Genomic DNA, 17,047 nt, shown 5'->3' with positions numbered 1-17,047 from the left:
ACTACAAACCCACTAGGCAGCATCGCGAGGATGCTATTGTAGCCGAGCCCCCCCCTTTTTGACATAGATCAACCCTGCCCCAAAAAGCCCGTCAATCCTAGCCAAAAGGCCAATTGACATTCTCCGCAAGAGGCATTTTGCCACACTGTTTCAGGGGGTTAGGAGAAGGCTTTTTCCGAAGCCGATTCGGAAACGGAGAGGTCGGATTTTTTTGTCGGGTCTGATACGGGGGGCATGGGAGCCTGGCGGGACACCCCGGATTCAGGCTCCGGGGACAAGGCAAAAAAAAGGGTGCGTAACGAGACGCACCCCAACCCCAACAGAGAAACAATCGGCTCAACACGGCCCCTCAAAACGAGGCACCGCAATGAATTCAACGGATGAGATTATTGCGAAAGGCCGAACCCGGGCTTTTGACCCAGATCAAACCCTCATTATTTTGTTTTATGAGCTACGGGAGCACCCGATTCCTTTTTGACCGGGCTGTTGTCTTCCGCGGGCCGGTCATCGTCCTCCATCATCAGCCGGTAGGCCGGGCCTTCCAGGTCATCAAACTGGCCGCTTTTCACCGACCACCAGAACACCACCGCAATGGCCACCACCAACAGCAGGGAAACGGGGACCAGCAAATAGAGAATATCCATGACGGGGACCTAAGATTGGGATTGGCCTTTTTGCAGGCGCAGGGAATTCAGTACCACCAGCAGGGAACTGGCGGACATGCCAATGCCTGCCAGCCAGGGGGTCACATAACCGGCGATAGCCAGGGGAATGGCCACCACATTGTAGATCACGGACCAGGCCAGGTTTTCCCGGATGATGGCCAGACTCTTGGCCGCCAGGGCCAAACCGCCTGCCAGGTGATCCAGGTTTTCCGAGAGCAGCACCAGATCCGCCTGGGTGCGGGCCAGCTGGGAGCCACCCCCCATGGCAATGGAAACCTGGGCTTGGGCCAGGACGGGGGCATCGTTAATGCCGTCGCCCACCATGGCTACCACCCCACCGGTTGCTTGCAGCGCCGCCACGTAATCATGTTTCCCCTGGGGCGAAACACCGCCATGGACTTCCTTAATGCCCAATTCCCGGGCCACCCGCTGTACCACGGCGGGGGCGTCTCCGGAGAGCAGTACCACCTGGCGTCCGGCAGCCAGCAAGGTGTGCACCAGGGAGCGGGCTTCAGGGCGCAGGTCGTCGCCGATGGCCAGCAGGGCCAGCCAGCCGTCCTGGGAACCCAGGGCCACCACGGTCTGCTCCCGCCCCGCCCATTCCCGGGCCGCTTCGGTGAGGGGAGCGGGCGTCAGGGCGGCGACAAATTCGGGGCGGCCGATCCGGTATTCCACCCCATCCACCCGGGCCCGGATACCCTCCCCAGCCACATTGGCGGTTTCCCCCGCATCGATTTCCGCTGCCCCGGCGGCCCGGGCCGCCTGACGGATCGCCAGGCCCACCGGGTGTTCCGTGGCCCGTTCCAGGGCCGCAGCCAAGGCCAGGCAGGCCTCCCGGTTCCGTTCCCCGAGCACCAGCACCTCCTGGACCGCCATACGGCCAGTGGTGAGGGTGCCGGTTTTGTCAAAAACGAAATGGGTAGCCCGGGCCAGGGTTTCGATGGCATGGCCCCGGGTCACCAGCACCCCGTTACGGGCCAGGGCGCCACTGGCCACGGTCAGGGTAATGGGGGTGGCCAGGGACAAGGCGCAGGGGCAGGTCACCACCAGCACGGAAACCGTGATCCACAAGGCTTTCTGGGGATCCACAAAATACCAGCCAATGGCGGTGGCCACCGCAATGACCAGGAGTACCAGAACAAAATAGGAGGCGATCCGGTCCGCCACTTCCACGATCCGGGGCTTTTCCATGGCGGCCCGCTCCATGAGCCGCACGATGGCGGACAAGCGGGTGCCTTCCCCCACCTGCTCCACCTTCACCACCAGGGGACTTTCCCCATTGACCGAACCACCGGTCACCCCGTCCCCCACGTTCTTGGAAACGGGCAGGCTTTCCCCGGTGAGCAGGGATTCGTTGGCGGAAGAGCGCCCTTCCACCACCACCCCGTCAGCAGGAATAGGTTCTCCCGGCCGTACCTGGACGTAATCCCCGGGCTGGAGTTCTCCCACCACGCACTGGCTCACCTGGCGATCCCCGGGGAATCCCGCTAGGCGCTCGGCGAAGGCGGGTAACAGCTTGGCCAGGGCCTCCGTCACCCCCACCGCTTTCTGGCGGGCGGTCATTTCCAGGTAACGGCCTCCCAGGAGGAAAAAGACAAACATGGCCACGGAATCGAAATAGACTTCCCCGCTCTGGCTCACCGTGGCCCAGGCGCTGGCGCCGAAAGCCACCGCCACCCCCAGGGCCACGGGCACATCCATGCCCATGCGCAGGAGGCGCAGGTCCCGCCAGGCGCCCTTAAAAAAGGGCGCGGAGGAATAAAGCACCACGGGCAGGGTAAGAAGCAGGCTGGCCCAGCGCAGCAGGGACTGGATATCCCCGGTCATGTCACCATTGGCCAGGTACATGGGCACGGCGTACATCATGGCCTGCATGGAACTGAAACCCGCCACCCAGACCCGCCACAGGGCGGTACGCCGTTCCTTTTTGGCCAGCTGCTCGGACCGGGCCGGATCATAGGGATAGGCCCGGAAACCGATGGCCGCCACCCCGGCGAGAATGTCGGAAAGATGGATGCGCTCTTCATCCCAGCGCACCCGGGCGCGGCGGTTGGCATAATTAATATCCACCGCCGTCACCCCGGGCAATTGGGCCAGATGGCGTTCGTTCAGCCAGATGCAGGCGGCGCAGGTAATCCCTTCCAGCAATAGGGAGGCCTCCCGCTCATGGTCCCCCAATTCTTTGACGAAGCTCTTCTGGAATTCCGCGTGGTCGTAGAGGCGCAGCCCTTCCAGCACCTCGGGCACCGCCTCCCGGGGGGACTCGGGCAGGGCGTCCCGGGTCCGGTAATAATCCTCCAGGCCGTTCTCCACAATGGCCTGGGCTACCGCTTGGCAGCCCAGACAACACATGTCCCGGGCTTCTCCCTGGATGGTCACGTGGAAATCACTCCCTTCGGGAACCGGGAGACCGCAGTGGTAACAATTGCATTGGGCCATGAAGGAGGATGCGTCCGAATGTCGCACCGGAATTGGATGGAGGGCTGGAAGTATAGAGGCTTATGGGCCTTCCGGCGACGCCGGGTCTAGGAGCCCCACCCCGCCTCATTCTCCGCCCTAGGGGAGGGAGAATGCCCTCCCTTGGCGGCCCCCTACCCTTGCCCAGGCCACCGTTTCCGGGTTCAATGCGCCCCCGGCCCGGCCTTTCCCCGGGGGGCCGGCGTTTTCCCCTGAACCGAATGGGACAATAATTGCATCCATGAATATCCACGGCATTCCCACCCGTTGCATCCGCCCCGTGCCCGGCGCCATGGCGGTGGACATCATCGACCAGACCGAGCTGCCCCAGCGCTACCGGGAGCGGCGTCTGGTCACCTTGGAAGAAGTGGCTCGGGCGATCCGGACCATGCAGGTGCGGGGCGCCCCCCTGATCGGCGCCACCGCCGCCTACGGGGTAGCCCTGGCCATGGTGCGGGACAACGGGGACCCGGCCCTGGACGCGGCCCTAGCCACCCTGGCCGCCACCCGGCCCACCGCCGTCAATCTCCACTGGGCTCTGGCCCGCATGGAACGCTGCCTGCGCCCCCTGGCGCCGGAACGGCGCATTGAGTCGGCCTGGCAGGAAGCGGGGGCCATTGCGGAGGAAGACGTGGCCCAGAACCGAGCCCTGGGTCAGCACGGTCTGGCCCTGCTGCGCAACCTGCGCCCGGCAGACCGGCCCCTGGAAATCATGACCCACTGCAACGCGGGCTGGCTCGCCACCGTGGATCAGGGCACGGCCCTGGCCCCCGTCTATGCGGCCTTTGACGCCGGTTGGCCAATCCACGTCTGGGTCTCCGAAACCCGGCCCCGCAACCAGGGCCTGCTCACCGCCTGGGAACTGGCCCAGCATGGGGTGCCCCACACGGTCATCGCCGACAACGCGGCGGGATTGCTCCTGGCCCAGGGCCGGGTGGATGGGGCCATCGTCGGGGCCGACCGGATCGCTGCCAACGGGGACGTGGCCAACAAGGTGGGCACCTACCTCAAGGCCCTGGCAGCCCGGGAGGCGGGGGTGCCCTTTTACGTGGCCGCCCCCCGTTCCACGGTGGATTTCGCCTGCCCTTCCGGCGCCCATATTCCCATTGAAGAACGGCACGGGGACGAACTGCGCCTGGTGACGGGCCTGGACAACCAGGGCCATCGCCAACGCCTGCGCCAGCTGGATAACGATTGCCAGGTAGCCAATCCGGCCTTCGACGTGACCCCCCATGGCCTGGTTCAGGCCCTGATCACGGAACGGGGCAGTTGCCCCGCCAGCCGGGAAGGCCTGCTGGCCCTTTATCCGGAAGAAAACCATGAACCCTTCTGACCCCACCCCCCTGCCCCCGGACTGGGCCGCCCAGACCGCCCAGCGTCAGGCCCTGGCAGATACGGCCCGGGCCATGGTGGCGGCGGGCCTCAATAAGGGTAGCGCCGGCAATCTCTCCTGCCGGGCTCGTCTGGCGGGGGAAGATGGCTTTTACATCACCCCCACGGGCATGGACTACGGCGGCCTCACGGCCCAGGACATTCCCTTCGTGGCCCTGGCCTCGGGCGCCCCCACCGGGCCCCGCAAACCCTCCTCCGAATGGCGCATGCACCGGGATGTGTACCTGGCCCGGCCGGAAGCGGGTGCCGTGCTCCACGCCCATTCCCCCTTTGCCGTGGCCCTGGCCTGCCTGCGCCGGGATGTTCCGCCCTTTCACTACATGATCGCCCGCTTCGGCGGCGACACGGTGCGCTGCTCGGCCTACGCCACCTTCGGCACCCAGGCCCTGTCTGACACCGCCGTGGAGGCCATGACGGGACGCCGGGCCTGCCTGCTGGCCAATCACGGCATGCTGGTTTTCGGAGGGGAATTACAACAGGCCCTGGGCCTAGGGGTGGAATTGGAAACCCTGTGCGAGCAATACTGGCGCGCCTGCCAGCTGGGCCAGCCGGTTTTGCTGGACCCGGCCCAAATGGAGGAAGCCCTGGAAAAATTCGCCAGCTACGGCAAGCAGGATTAGGCGGGGAAAAGGGACATCGGGGCCCGGGGGAAAAGAGCGGTACACCCCAAACCCCTTGGGAACGGAAGGGTCGGGCACCCGCGATGGCCAAACCAGGGGCGGGTAAAGCATGGGGAAAACGGGGCGCCTGCCCCTTGCTGGAGCACACATCCTCCGGCGGCCGGGGAGCTCCCGCCGCTCAGCCGCACCAAATCCCGGGAACGCTCAGGTAGCGACCCGGACGCCCACCGGTTCCACCAGACGGGCCATGTGGCGTAAACGCCGGTAAGGCTCCCGTTCCAGGGTAAGGCGGACGAAACGACCATCATCCCGATCCACCCGCTTCACCACTACCCCCAGGCTCACCAGCCGGGACAGACGACGGCGGATGGTGGCGGGAGGGGCAAATTCGGAGAGGAGCAGTTGCTTGAGGGAAAAAGGCCGGCGCAGCTCTTGGTGATAGCCGATTTCCACCACGATGTCGTAGTCGGACAAGGTGTCGATAAATGGCAGTTGATTTCGGACCAGAGACCGAAATTTGCGCAGGTTCTTGATTTCCATGGGGCGGATTTTACGGTCTGAAAACGGGCTTTCAGGCTACATGTTGCTCAACTTGAGCAACGATAGCCTACCGCCCCGGCGCCCGGCAAGGATTTCCTAATTCTGGCCCCGGGCGGAAACCCGCTCCAGAAGGGGAAAACGACGCCTCCCCCGCTCCCCCGGGGCCGCCTATGGGCCCGTCATGGTGGTAGAAGAAAAAGGCGACCGCTCCTGGCCCCTTTTTCCCCTTCTTCCGCTAAAAGTTTTCCCCGGAGCCACGGCCCCCTATCCTTCTCAGACCCGCGCCGGGCCGTTATCTCCGTCGGTGGCGGCCAGCACCCGCAGCAAAGACGCCGTGTCCTCCCGCCCCCAGCCCCGGGCCATCAGGGCGTTGAGCTGCTGCTCCACCTGGGCCGCCACGGGCAGGGGCGCCCCCAGGTCATGGGCGGCCTGAAGCAGAATGCCGAAATCCTTGTGGTGCAGCCGGGCTTCGATCCCCTGGGCGTAATCGCCCCGAACCATGCGCGCCCCCATTACTTCCAGCACCCGGCTGGCCGCCGAGCCACCGCCCAGGGCCTGGCGTACCGCCGCCAGATCCAGGCCAAAGGCCTGGGCCAGGTGCATAGCCTCGGCACAGGCCTGGATGGCGGCCACCATAATCATCTGATTGCAGGCCTTGGCCACCTGCCCGGCGCCGATACCGCCGATGTGGGTCACGGTGCGGCCCAGGCAAGCCAACAGGGGCTGTACCGAGGCCAGCACCCGGGTCTCCCCGCCCACCATGATGGAGAGGCTGGCGTCCCGGGCCCCCTGTTCCCCACCGGACACGGGGGCATCGAGAAAATCCACGCCCCGGGCGGCCAGCAGGGCGCCCACCTGGCGGGCGGTGGTCGGGGCGATGGTGCTCATATCCATCCAGACGCTGCCCGGCGCCAAATGGGCGGCCAGCCCCTCCGGCCCTTCCGCTAGGCTGGCCACATCCCCGCTGCCCGTCACCATGGTAATGACCCGGGAACAGCGGGCCGCCAGCTCCGCCGGAGAGGCACAGACCTGGGCGCCCGCCGCCACTAGGGGCCCACAACTTTCCGGGCGCCGGGCCCAGACGTGGAGGGCGTATCCGGCCTGCAGCAGATGTTCCGCCATGGGGCGCCCCATGACGCCCAGGCCGATGAAACCGACGTTTTCCATGAAATTCCTGGCTGGCTAAAGATCGGAAAAGGAAGGGCTAGCCCCGGTTTCCACCGCTCGAACTAGGGGGAAACGGGGCCAGAAGCCTCAGTCCCCCGCCTCCGAATTTCCTCCAGAGAGGCTTTCCAGCAACTGGAGCACGGCGATGGAATCCGCTTCCCCCCGGCCGCTGCCCACCAGAGCGTTAAACATCTGGGCCGTGGCCGCCGCGGCGGGCAAGGCCAGGCCCAGCTGGTGGGCGCTTTCCATGACGATGTGCAAATCCTTCTGGTGCATCCAGGCCTTGAAACCGGGCTGAAAATTGCGATCCAGCATGCGCTGGCCGTGGTTTTCCAGAATGCGGCTGGCAGCAAAGCCCCCCAGCAGGGCTTCCCGCACCCGGGCCGGGTCCACCCCGGCCTTGCGGGCGAAGTTAAAGGCTTCCGCCACCGCCAGCACCCCCACCCCGGTACAGATCTGGTTGCAGGCCTTGGTCACCTGCCCCGCCCCCGAATCCCCCACGTGGACGATGTTCTTGCCCAGGCATTGGAAGGCGGGCATGGCCTTGGCCACTGCCGCCTCAGTCCCTCCCACCATGAGGGACAGGCTGCCGGCAATGGCCCCCACTTCCCCCCCGGAGACCGGAGCATCCACAAAGGCCACGCCTTTCTCCGCCAAGCGGCGGCCAATGTCCCGAGCCGCCAGGGGGGAAATGGTGCTCATATCCACCGCCACTAGACCGGGGGCGGGATGGCTGGCCACCCCCTGTTCCCCCAGCATTACCTCCGCCACGTCCGGGCTATCCGCCACCATGGAAATCACCAGATCGCAGCGAGCGCCCAAGTCCGCCGGACTTTCCCCGGCGCTGGCCCCGGCCTCCAGTAAGGGCGTCAGGGATTCGGGGCGCCGGGCCCAGACCGTGAGCCTATGCCCGCCTTTAAGGAGGTTGAGGGCCATGGGCCGACCCATGATGCCCAGACCGATAAAGCCAATGTGCATAGGTCGTCTCCTCAGGCGGGGGAAAGAAGGGAAAGACGGAAAAGGGCGTCCAGTCTAGCGGAAACCGGGCGGTCCCCCCAGGGTGGAGGCCTAGTGGATTTCCCTAATTCCCAGGCCTCTGTTCGGCGTCATTGCGGCCCCATTAGGGTGGGGAGCTCTGGAAAAATGGCGCAAAAAAAGGGGGCCTGAGCCCCCTGTTCTCTCCCTTTCCCCGGTCCTCGGGTCCAGGCTTACTTTTTACCACAGCAGGCTTCTTCGCTGCGCTTCAAGCCCAGCTTCACCATCACCAGCTCAGCGGGGCAGAAGCGGGTGAAGCCGCTTTGCAGCAGATTGGCCCCCACAAAGGCGGTGAGCCAGAGAAAGTACTTGGAAACAAATAGGGGGCTGGCTTCCACTCCCAGGGCGAGGGAAATGAGGATGAAGCTGCCGGCCATAATGCGAATGGCCCGATCCACGGTCATAGTGTGTGCTCCTTTTTGAAGGCGGCGAAATAAAGCACCGGAATCACCACCAGGGTCAGCATGGTGGAAACCAGGATGCCAAAAATGAGGCTGATGGCCAGCCCGTTGAAAATGGGGTCGTCCAGGATGAAGAGAGCGCCCAGCATGGCGGCCAGGGCGGTCAGGGCGATGGGCTTGGCCCGGATGGCAGCGGCGGCCACGATGGCCTCCTTGAAGGGCATACCGTCGGCGGTCTCTTCCTTGATGAAATCCACCAGGAGAATGGAATTGCGCACAATGATCCCGGCCAGGGCGATCATGCCGATCATGGAGGTGGCGGTGAACTGGGCCCCCAACAGGGCATGGCCGGGCATGACCCCGATAATGGTGAGGGGGATGGGGGCCATGATCACCAGGGGCACTTTGTAGCTCTTGAAGTGGGCCACCACCAAAAGATAGATGAGGATCAGCCCCACCCCGTAGGCCGCCCCCATGTCCCGGAAGGTTTCATAGGTGATCTGCCATTCCCCGTCCCACTTCACCGCAAATCCCGCATAGGGATCGGCGGGCTGGCGGATGAAGTAATCGGACAGGGTACCCCCGGCGCCGGGCAGCTGGGCCAGGGAATGGCCCACCAGTTTAGCCCGGGCTTCGAACATGCCGTACAGGGGGGAATCCAGATGGCCCCCTAAGTCCCCATACACATAGACCACGGGCAGCAAATCCTTGTGGTAGAGGGCCTTTTCCCGGGATTGGGGGCGGATCTCCACCAGTTCGGACACCGGCACCAGGGCACCGCTGCGGCTGCGCACCTTGAGCTTCATGAGGTTTTCCAGGGTGCTCTGGGTGTTGGCAGGCAAGGTGACCCGCACCGGGATTTCAAACTTGGAATCCTGGTTATGGACCGGGGTCACATCCTCCCCGGACAGGCCCATGCGCACCACCTCCACAATGTCCTTCTGGCTCACCCCGAGCAGGGCGGCCTTGGCCTGAAGCACATGGAGCACGGCCTTGCCCCCATCCGCTTCCACCGAATCATCCACCGAATTGAAATCCGGGGTTTGCTCGAAGACCCGGCGCACCTGCTTGGCCACCGCAATCCGCCCCGGCTCCTCGGGCCCATACACCTCGGCCACAATGGGGCTCATCACCGGGGGTCCGGGGGGCACTTCTACCACCTTGGCATTGCCCCCGTAGCGGCGGGCGATGGCTTCCACATCCGGGCGCACGGCCATGGCGATCTGGTGGGACTGGCGGGAGCGCTCGTGCTTACCCACCAGATTCACCTGGATGTCCCCCATTTCCGGGTTGGCCCGTAGGTAGTACTGGCGCACCAGACCGTTGAAATTGATGGGGCTGGCGGTGCCCGCATAGGCCTCGTAATCCGTCACCTCCGGCACCTGTTGCAGACGGCCGCCGATTTCCTTGAGCACCCGGGCCGTGTCTTCCACCGGGGTGCCCACGGGCATATCCAGCACCACCTGGAATTCGCTCTTGTTGTCAAAGGGCATCATCTTCAGCACCACCAGCTGGAAGACGGGCAGGGAGACGGAAACCAGAATGGCCACCGCCACCCCCAGAAAGAGCTTGCGCCGGGCCCGGGCCCCGGTCCTCTCATCCAGGAAGGGCAAGAGGATGCGGTGGAAAAAAGCGCTTAAGGCCGTGGGGGAAAAGACGGCCGCCACCCGGCCCAGGCCCCGGGCGGGAGTGGCTGGAGACCCAGTGGATACGGAACTTTCCGCCGCCCCATGGCCATGCCCCTTGAGCAGCTTGCCTGCCAGCCAGGGGGTAATGACAAAGGCCACGGTGAGGGAAATGGCCATGCCCATGGAGGAATTGATGGGAATGGGGCTCATGTAGGGCCCCATCAGGCCGGTGACGAAGGCCATGGGCAAAAGGGCAGCTATCACCGTGAGGGTGGCCAGGATGGTGGGCCCTCCCACCTCGTCCACCGCCGGGGGAATCAGCTCCAGCAGGGGCTTATCCGGATGGAGGGCTTTCCAACGGTGGATGTTTTCCACCACCACAATGGCGTCATCCACCAGAATGCCGATGGAAAAAATCAGGGCAAAGAGGGAAACCCGGTTCAGGGTGAAGCCCCAGGCCCAGGAGGCAAACAGGGTGGCGGCCAGGGTCAGGGACACGGCCACCCCCACAATCAGGGCTTCCCGCCGCCCCATGGCGAAAAACACCAGGAGCACCACAAAAGAGGTGGCAAAAATCAGTTTGCCGATCAGCTTCTGGGCTTTTTCCGTGGCGGTCTGGCCGTAATTGCGGGTCACCGTCACTTCCACCCCGTCCGGGATCACCGTGCCCTTCAAGGCGTTAGCCCGGGCAATGACCGAATCCGCCACATCGGACGCGTTGGTACCGGGCTTTTTGGAAACGGCCAGGGTCACCGCCGGAAAGGTGCCGTCCAGAGACTGGGCCCGGGCCCCACCCAGCACCTTGCCCCCCGCACCGGCGGCCCCGCTCTCATCCCCCGCCGCCCGGCCCAGGCCGAGCCAGACGTAATGCTTGGGCTGATCCGGGCCATCCTCCACCCGGGCCACGTCGGAGAGGTAAATGGGCTTACGCAGATCCCCTTCCCCCCGCACCGCCACCACCAGCTGTTCCACATCCTTGGCGGATTCCAGGTAGGTGCCCGTATGCACCAGGAGTTCCTTGTTGTTCTGCACCAGGGAACCGGAGGGCTGAAGGCTGTTGGAGACCTGGAGGGTATCCCGGATATCCTGGGCCGTGACCCCGTAGGCGTTCATCTTTTCCCCGTCCATGGCCACCCGGATCACATGGTCCGGGCCGCCGATGGTGGTCACGTCCCGGGTGCCCGCCAGATGCTTGAATTCCACCTCCGTGGCCCGGGCAATCTGTTGCAGATCGTAGGCAGAGCGGTGGGGGTCCGGGGTCCAGAAGGTCAGGGAGACAATGGGCACGTCGTCAATGCTGCGGGGCTTGACCACGGGCTGGCCCACCCCCAGGTTGGCGGGCAGCCAGTCCTGGTTGGAGTGGAAGGTATCGTAAAGGCGCACCAGGGCGTCCTTGTTTTTCACCCCCACCTTGAATTGCACCGTAATCACCGCCATGCCCGGCCGGGACACGGAAAAGACGTGATCCACCCCTTCCATGCGGGAAAACACCTGCTCCGCCGGGGTGGCGATAAGGTTTTCCACGTCCTTGCTGGAGGCGCCGGGAAAGGGCACCAGCACATTGGCCATGGTGACGTCGATCTGGGGCTCTTCTTCCCGGGGCGTCACCAGCACGGCGAACAGGCCCAGGAGCATGAGCACCAGGGCCAGCAGGGGCGTCATGGGTGACGCCTGGAAGGTTTGGGCGATACGCCCGGAAATTCCTAGACTCATGGTGTTTCCGCAGTTGGTCCCCACCGGAGTCCGACCTCCCCCGCCATCTGGGCGCTCCCCTGGGGGACGCCCGACAGCCGGATGCAGCCGGACCCCGGCGGCGGGCGGTCAATACCGTCCGCCCCGGGGCGGGTTCATTTTTTCAGTTTCATGATGCCCAGGGCCTCCATGACGATTTTTTCGTACACCGTCTCGGTGGTCCCGTTTTTCATCTTGCGTAGGAAATACTTTTCGAAAGCCTGTTTGGCCAGATGGACCCACTTGCCTTCGGAAAACCAGCTCACATTACGGGGTGGAATCTGGGGCAGGGCCACGAAGGCCGCACCGTTGTCGCCAAAGTCCGCCAGACACACCGCATTCCAGGTGGCCTTGGCCACCGGCTCCCGACCGTCCAGCACGGCCCGGATGTTTTTCGCCGTGGCGGTGACCATGGATTCGATCATGTAGCCAGTCTTGGGGGTGCCCGTGGGCACCGGGGTGGTTTCCACCGGGGGAATGGCCACGCACACCCCCACGGCGAAAATATTGGGATAGGCCGGATTGCGCTGGTGGGGGTCGATCTGGACAAAGCCCCGGGGATTGACCAGGCCTTCCACGCCCCGCACCGCCCCCACGCCCCGGAAGGCGGGCAGCATCATGGAATAGGCGAAGGGCAGCTCGTGCTGCTTGCGGGGCTTGCCCTCCTCGTCATGCTCGGTAACGAACATTTTGCCCGCCTCCACCCGGTCCACCTTGGCGTTGCAGATGGCCTTGATGTGGCGCTGGCGGAACATGGATTCGATCATGCCCTTGGAGTCCCCCACCCCGGCCAGGCCCAGGTGGCCCAAATAGGGTTCGGAGGTGACGAAGGTCATGGGCACCTGGTCCCGCAGCTTGCGCTGACGCAGATCCGTTTCCATGATCATGGTGAATTCGTAGGCCGGACCGAAGCAGGAAGCCCCCTGCACCGCTCCCACCACGATGGGGCCGGGGGCGGCGACAAAGTCTTCCCACACCTGGGCCGCCTTTTCCGCGTGGGCCACGTGGCAAATGGACTGGGTGTGGGCCCCTGGGCCCAGGCCGGGGATTTCGTCAAAGGCCAGCTCCGGGCCCGTGGCCAGAATCAAAAAGTCGTAATCGAGACAGCGCCCGTCTTCCAGCTCCAGGCGGTTTTCCCCGGGATGGACCCGCTTGGCCCCCACGGGAATGAAACCAATGTCCTTGCGGGCCAGGAGGGGCGCCAGTTCCAGCTCAATTTCCGAGCGCTGGCGCCAATCCACCGCCACCCAGGGATTGGAGGGCACGAAGTGGAAGCGGTCCGTGTTGGCGACCACGGTGAGCTTATCCCCGGGACGCAACTGGGCGCGCATTTCATAGGCCATGGGCATCCCCCCCAGACCGGCGCCGACGATGATGATATGGGCCATGGTGTCTCCTCCAGTGGCTTGTGGAAAGGGGCGGTCTCTGCCGCCTGGAAAAACCTTACCGGCCCGTCGCCTGCTTCAGCGCAATTCCCGCCTTTACCGCATCGAGCACAATGGTTTCGCCGGGAGCCAGCCCGGCCAGCACTTCCAGTTCCCCGTCCGCCACCGGCTCGCCCAGGCGCAACTGGCGCAGCCGCAGACTGCCGCCGCTCTGCACATAGACGGCGGCCACCTCGCCCCGGCGCACCACGGCGGCGGGGGGCACGGTCAATTTATTGGCCCGGCCCACGGTGAGATGAATCCGGGCGGCCATGCCGGGCACAATGTCCCGACCGGCCCCGGCGGGCAGATTCACCCGCAGCTGGGCGGTGTGGGTGGCCGGATCGGCGGCGGGCAGCAGCTGCACCGAGGCGCTGGGCAGGCGCCGCCCCAATTCCGGAAATTCCACCATGGCCTGGCCCGTGGCCCGCACCTGGCTCAGGCGCCATTGGGGCACATTGACCGTGACCCGCAGGGCCGCCGGATCGTAAAGAATAAAGAGAGGACGGCCGGGTTCGGCCATTTCCCCCAGTTCCGTGAGGCGCTGGGCCACCATGCCCGTTAGGGGCGCAGTCACCGCCCCGTGGCTGGCGGTAGCCCCGGCGGCCCCCAGATTAGCCCGGGCCGCGTCGTAATCCGCCTTGGCCTTGTCCAGCCCGGCCCGGCTAATGAAGTTCTGCTGGTGCAGCTTCACCATGCGCTCGTAATTGGCCTGGGCGTTAATGGCCGTGGCCCGGGCGGCGGCGGTGGAAGCCGCCGCTTCCCGCACATCCAGGCGCATCAGGAGTTGTCCCGCCTTCACCGGCTGGCCCGCATCCACCTTCACTTCCAGCACCCGGCCCGGTACCTGGGCCGCCACCGTGGCCTGACGCAAAGCCTCCACCACCCCATCGGCGGGGAAGCTGAGAGCCACGGGGCGCAACTGGACGGTGCGCAAGGGCAGAGCCGGCAGGGTCTGGGCGCCGTTGGCCGCATGGGCCCGACCACTGGGGGACATCGCCCAGACGGCAGCCCCTAGGCCGAGGACGGACAAGGCCAGCCACGCCCCCTTGCGGAGACGGGGCGACAGGGCTTGCAGGGCGGCTTGGGGTGTCTGGGTCTTCATGAATATAAGGTTATACTAATATAACAATAGACTCAAGAAGTTCCCTCGCCCCAGGGCTTCCTAGAAGTGTCCCCCGCCGCTCCGCTCCCGGCACGGCACACCAGGGAAGCGTCGGCCTCCCGGCGCCAGACTAGGCGTCCCCGGGGACCCGACGGAAATGACGGTTCAATGTGCCAAACAGCACCAGCAGGGCCCCAAAAAACAGGCCCACCCCCAGGAAGAGTGAGGCGTTATCCAGCGCCACCGGCTGACGTCCCTGGGCGGTCACCACCAGATGATTGGCATAGGCGAGAAAGCCGGCCAGAAACAGGGCAGCCGCCTGCATGTGGGCAGTGAGATAGGCCAGGGTAGCGGAACGCCGGGGGGCAGCCAGCCAGTAATCCCCCCGGGGAATATGGATGGGAATGCCGGGACGCCCCAGGACCAAGGCGCTGCCCCCGGCCATGAGCAAGGGGCCAAGCCAGACCAGGGCCAGCATGAGGCTCCGGTAGACCGCCCGGGAAGAGTAGCCATCCGGGGCACCCCCCGGTCCGAAATGGGAGGCTACCTGGCTAGGCAGCCCCGCCCCTTCCCAAACCACCAGGCCCCCTAGGGCCGTCAAGATCAGGAAAAAAATCCACCAGCCCCTGGGCTGCCCCGCCATAGTTTTCTCTCCTCAAAAAAGGCCGCTTCGCCCAAGGCCGAAGCGACGGGATTGCGTGGCCCGGTTTCCCCGCCGCCCCCTCGGGAGCTTTCCCGGCAAAGCTTAGCGCTTGCCGCTCAGCAGATAGCGTTCCGCCGCCCCCAGGGCGTTGGGGTGACCTTCCAGGATCAGGATATCTTCCGCCGCCACCCGGGTTTCTGGGCTGGGGGCCTCCCCCTTCACCCCGTGGCGGCGAATAGCGGCCACCACCACGTTGCCCAGTTCCAGTTCCGTCAGGCTCTTGCCCACGGCAAAACTACCCGGCTCCACGGGAAACACGGCCTTGCTCAGGGACAGCTTTTTCAGCCGGTCCGATTCCCCCCGGTAGAAGGAGCGCATGGTGTCGTAACGGTGGGAACGGACCTCCCGCACCTGTTCCATGGTGCGCTCCGTGGGCACCCCCAGGTGGGACAGGGTTTCCGCCGCCAGCATCAGGCTGCCTTCCAGCACCTCGGGAATCACCTCCGTGGCCCCCAGGGTTTTCAGGTGTTCCAGCTGGCTGTCGTCATGGGCCCGGACAATCACCGGCAGCTGGGGCCGCAGATCCCGCACCAGCTCCAGCACCCGCTCCGTGGCGGGCAGATCCCCGTAGGTGATGACCAGGGCCCGGGCCCGCTCGATGCCTGCCGCCACCAGAATTTCCCGCCGGTCCGCATTGCCGAACACCACGTTTTCCCCCGCTTCCACGGCCTGGTGGATACGGGCCTCGTCGATGTCCAGGGCGATGAAGGGAATCTGCTCCCGGTCCAGGAAACGGCCCAGGCTTTGGCCGGTGCGGCCGAAGCCGCAGAGAATCACATGGTCTTCGATGCCCATGCTGCGTACCGCCACCTGATGGACCATGGTGGTGCGCTGCTGCCATTCCCGGGCCGACAGACGACCGCCCCAGTGGGCCGCCCGGGCGATGAGCAGGGGGGCGAGGAACATGGAAAGGAGCATGGCGGCCATGGTGACCTGGAAAATATCCCCCGGGATCAGCCGGTTATCCTGGGACAAATCCAGGAGCACGAAGCCGAATTCCCCCCCCTGGGCCAGTTGGAAAGCGGTACGCAGGGCCACTTCCGGGCTGTTGCGCTTAAGTAGGCCCAGCACCAGGACCACCCCGGCCTTGGCCAGGATCAGGAGCACCAGGGCGAGGAGCACGGCGGGCAGGTTGCGCAGCACATAGGGCAGGTCCAGCAACATGCCGATGGTGACAAAAAAGAGGCCCAGGAAAACGTCCCGGAAAGGCCGGATGTCCGCTTCCACCTGATGCCGGTAGAGGGTTTCAGCAATGAGCATGCCGCCGATAAAGGCCCCCAGGGCCATGGACAGCCCGGCGTGGAAGGTGAGGTAGGAGAGGCCCACCACTATCCACAGCACATTGAGCATGGACAGTTCGGCGGATTTCAAGCGGGCGATGGCGTTGAACCAGCGCCCCACCAGGCGCTGACCCACCAGCACCATGGCCACCAGCACCAGAGCTGCCTGGCCCATGGCGATGGACAGGGCTTCCCCCAGGTGTTCGGAACGGGCCCCCAGGGCCGGAATGAGGATCAACAGGGGCACCACGGCCAGATCCTGGAAGAGGAGTACGGCCATGGTCTGGCGCCCGGCCTGGGAGTGGAGTTCCAGACGTTCGGAAAGCACCTTGCTGACAATGGCCGTGGAAGACATGGCGCAGGCCGCCCCCACCGCCACTCCTACCCGCCAGTCCTGACCATAGACCAGCAGGGTCACCAGCACCGTGCCCCCCAGGGTAATCAGCACCTGGGCACCCCCCAGGCCGAAGACCAGATGGCGCATGGAGAAGAGCCGGCTCAGGCTGAATTCCAGGCCGATGGAAAACATCAGGAAGACCACCCCGAATTCAGCCACATCGCTGGTCTGCTCCGTCTCCACCAGGAGCCCCAAGCCGTGGGGACCCAGCAACATACCGATGGAGAGATAGGCCAGCAGGGAGGGCAGGCGCAGGGCCCGGGCCAGGGCCACAAAGGCCACCCCCAGGGTGAGCAGCAGCAGGACGCTGGAGAGGGGGGTGAGCATGGCGGGGGAGAAATCGGGCATGGGAATGGCTCCCATTATAAGGAATGGAGGCCATTCGTCAGCCCCGCGTCAGAAATATCGCCACTTACGGGGACATTTTGCCCTACAGCCCCCGGATTTTCAGAGAAAAATGCCGGGGGGCCCGCCTTCATGCCGTCCCTGGGCCAGGGAGCGC

Annotated in this window: 13 protein-coding genes; 2 read left to right on the top strand and 11 right to left on the bottom strand. The window is 65.1% G+C overall.

The genetic code is table 11. From position 1 onward, the window contains the following. Nucleotides 1-434: 434 nt before the first annotated feature. Complete coding sequence (gene ccoS / locus Azoinq_RS10630; protein WP_216129265.1) at nt 435-644, bottom strand: cbb3-type cytochrome oxidase assembly protein CcoS; 210 nt, start codon at nt 642-644, stop codon at nt 435-437. Between the two features lie 9 nt (nt 645-653). Further along, nucleotides 654-3,104, bottom strand: coding sequence for a heavy metal translocating P-type ATPase (locus Azoinq_RS10625; RefSeq protein WP_216129267.1), 2,451 nt, complete (start codon nt 3,102-3,104; stop codon nt 654-656). Nucleotides 3,105-3,363: 259 nt separating this feature from the next. Here Azoinq_RS10625 and mtnA point away from each other — a divergent pair, with 259 nt between their 5' ends. Together mtnA and Azoinq_RS10615 are read left to right on the top strand one after the other, a co-directional pair. Beyond that, a complete protein-coding gene (mtnA, locus tag Azoinq_RS10620) occupies nt 3,364-4,455 on the top strand; it encodes an S-methyl-5-thioribose-1-phosphate isomerase (RefSeq protein ID WP_216129269.1) in 1,092 nt (363 codons plus the stop codon). Continuing rightward, nucleotides 4,442-5,134, top strand: a complete 693-nt coding sequence (locus tag Azoinq_RS10615; RefSeq protein ID WP_216129271.1) for a class II aldolase/adducin family protein — start codon at nt 4,442-4,444, stop codon at nt 5,132-5,134. Before mtnA ends, Azoinq_RS10615 begins: the two co-directional genes overlap by 14 nt. Before the next feature lie 204 nt (nt 5,135-5,338). Here the strand turns inward: Azoinq_RS10615 and Azoinq_RS10610 are convergent, their stop codons facing one another. The 9 genes from Azoinq_RS10610 to Azoinq_RS10570 all read right to left on the bottom strand — a co-directional run bounded on the left by Azoinq_RS10610 (nt 5,339) and on the right by Azoinq_RS10570 (nt 16,893). Then, the gene (locus Azoinq_RS10610) at nt 5,339-5,674 is read right to left on the bottom strand and encodes a hypothetical protein (protein WP_216129273.1); all 336 of its coding nucleotides are present in this window, start codon (nt 5,672-5,674) and stop codon (nt 5,339-5,341) included. A gap of 273 nt (nt 5,675-5,947) precedes the next feature. Then, complete coding sequence (locus Azoinq_RS10605; protein WP_216129275.1) at nt 5,948-6,841, bottom strand: NAD(P)-dependent oxidoreductase; 894 nt, start codon at nt 6,839-6,841, stop codon at nt 5,948-5,950. Between the two features lie 87 nt (nt 6,842-6,928). Next, nucleotides 6,929-7,819 (bottom strand): NAD(P)-dependent oxidoreductase, encoded by an 891-nt coding sequence (locus Azoinq_RS10600; protein ID WP_216129277.1) that lies wholly within the window; start codon nt 7,817-7,819, stop codon nt 6,929-6,931. A 230-nt stretch (nt 7,820-8,049) separates the two neighbouring features. Further along, the gene (locus Azoinq_RS10595) at nt 8,050-8,280 is read right to left on the bottom strand and encodes a YgaP family membrane protein (protein ID WP_216129279.1); all 231 of its coding nucleotides are present in this window, start codon (nt 8,278-8,280) and stop codon (nt 8,050-8,052) included. Beyond that, entirely contained in the window at nt 8,277-11,618 is a 3,342-nt protein-coding gene (locus tag Azoinq_RS10590; RefSeq protein ID WP_216129281.1) for an efflux RND transporter permease subunit, read from the bottom strand. The genes Azoinq_RS10595 and Azoinq_RS10590 overlap by 4 nt, the downstream gene beginning before the upstream one ends. Before the next feature lie 134 nt (nt 11,619-11,752). Continuing rightward, nucleotides 11,753-13,024, bottom strand: coding sequence for an NAD(P)/FAD-dependent oxidoreductase (locus Azoinq_RS10585; protein WP_216129283.1), 1,272 nt, complete (start codon nt 13,022-13,024; stop codon nt 11,753-11,755). 55 nt (nt 13,025-13,079) lie between these two features. Continuing rightward, on the bottom strand, nt 13,080-14,165 hold the full coding sequence (locus Azoinq_RS10580; RefSeq protein WP_216129285.1) for an efflux RND transporter periplasmic adaptor subunit: 1,086 nt from the start codon (nt 14,163-14,165) through the stop codon (nt 13,080-13,082). A gap of 130 nt (nt 14,166-14,295) precedes the next feature. After that, nucleotides 14,296-14,766, bottom strand: coding sequence for an SdpI family protein (locus Azoinq_RS10575; protein ID WP_216178413.1), 471 nt, complete (start codon nt 14,764-14,766; stop codon nt 14,296-14,298). Nucleotides 14,767-14,910: 144 nt separating this feature from the next. Then, nucleotides 14,911-16,893 (bottom strand): monovalent cation:proton antiporter family protein, encoded by a 1,983-nt coding sequence (locus Azoinq_RS10570; RefSeq protein WP_232368463.1) that lies wholly within the window; start codon nt 16,891-16,893, stop codon nt 14,911-14,913. Nucleotides 16,894-17,047: the final 154 nt, after the last annotated feature.

Origin of the sequence: Azospira inquinata, assembly GCF_018905915.1 — a bacterium.
Lineage (GTDB): Bacteria > Pseudomonadota > Gammaproteobacteria > Burkholderiales > Rhodocyclaceae > Azospira > Azospira inquinata.
This window is presented reverse-complemented; position numbering and strand designations above follow the sequence as displayed.

Bases quoted from the DNA above. Each gene is read 5' to 3' on its own strand.
- Azoinq_RS10585 (WP_216129283.1), bottom strand. From the start codon at position 13,024: ATGGCCCATATCATCATCGTCGGCGCCGGTCTGGGGGGGATGCCCATG.
- mtnA (WP_216129269.1), top strand. From the start codon at position 3,364: ATGAATATCCACGGCATTCCCACCCGTTGCATCCGCCCCGTGCCCGGC.
- Azoinq_RS10615 (WP_216129271.1), top strand. From the start codon at position 4,442: ATGAACCCTTCTGACCCCACCCCCCTGCCCCCGGACTGGGCCGCCCAG.
- Azoinq_RS10600 (WP_216129277.1), bottom strand. From the start codon at position 7,819: ATGCACATTGGCTTTATCGGTCTGGGCATCATGGGTCGGCCCATGGCC.
- Azoinq_RS10590 (WP_216129281.1), bottom strand. From the start codon at position 11,618: ATGAGTCTAGGAATTTCCGGGCGTATCGCCCAAACCTTCCAGGCGTCA.
- Azoinq_RS10580 (WP_216129285.1), bottom strand. From the start codon at position 14,165: ATGAAGACCCAGACACCCCAAGCCGCCCTGCAAGCCCTGTCGCCCCGT.
- Azoinq_RS10610 (WP_216129273.1), bottom strand. From the start codon at position 5,674: ATGGAAATCAAGAACCTGCGCAAATTTCGGTCTCTGGTCCGAAATCAA.
- Azoinq_RS10605 (WP_216129275.1), bottom strand. From the start codon at position 6,841: ATGGAAAACGTCGGTTTCATCGGCCTGGGCGTCATGGGGCGCCCCATG.
- Azoinq_RS10625 (WP_216129267.1), bottom strand. From the start codon at position 3,104: ATGGCCCAATGCAATTGTTACCACTGCGGTCTCCCGGTTCCCGAAGGG.
- Azoinq_RS10570 (WP_232368463.1), bottom strand. From the start codon at position 16,893: ATGCCCGATTTCTCCCCCGCCATGCTCACCCCCCTCTCCAGCGTCCTG.
- Azoinq_RS10595 (WP_216129279.1), bottom strand. From the start codon at position 8,280: ATGACCGTGGATCGGGCCATTCGCATTATGGCCGGCAGCTTCATCCTC.
- ccoS (WP_216129265.1), bottom strand. From the start codon at position 644: ATGGATATTCTCTATTTGCTGGTCCCCGTTTCCCTGCTGTTGGTGGTG.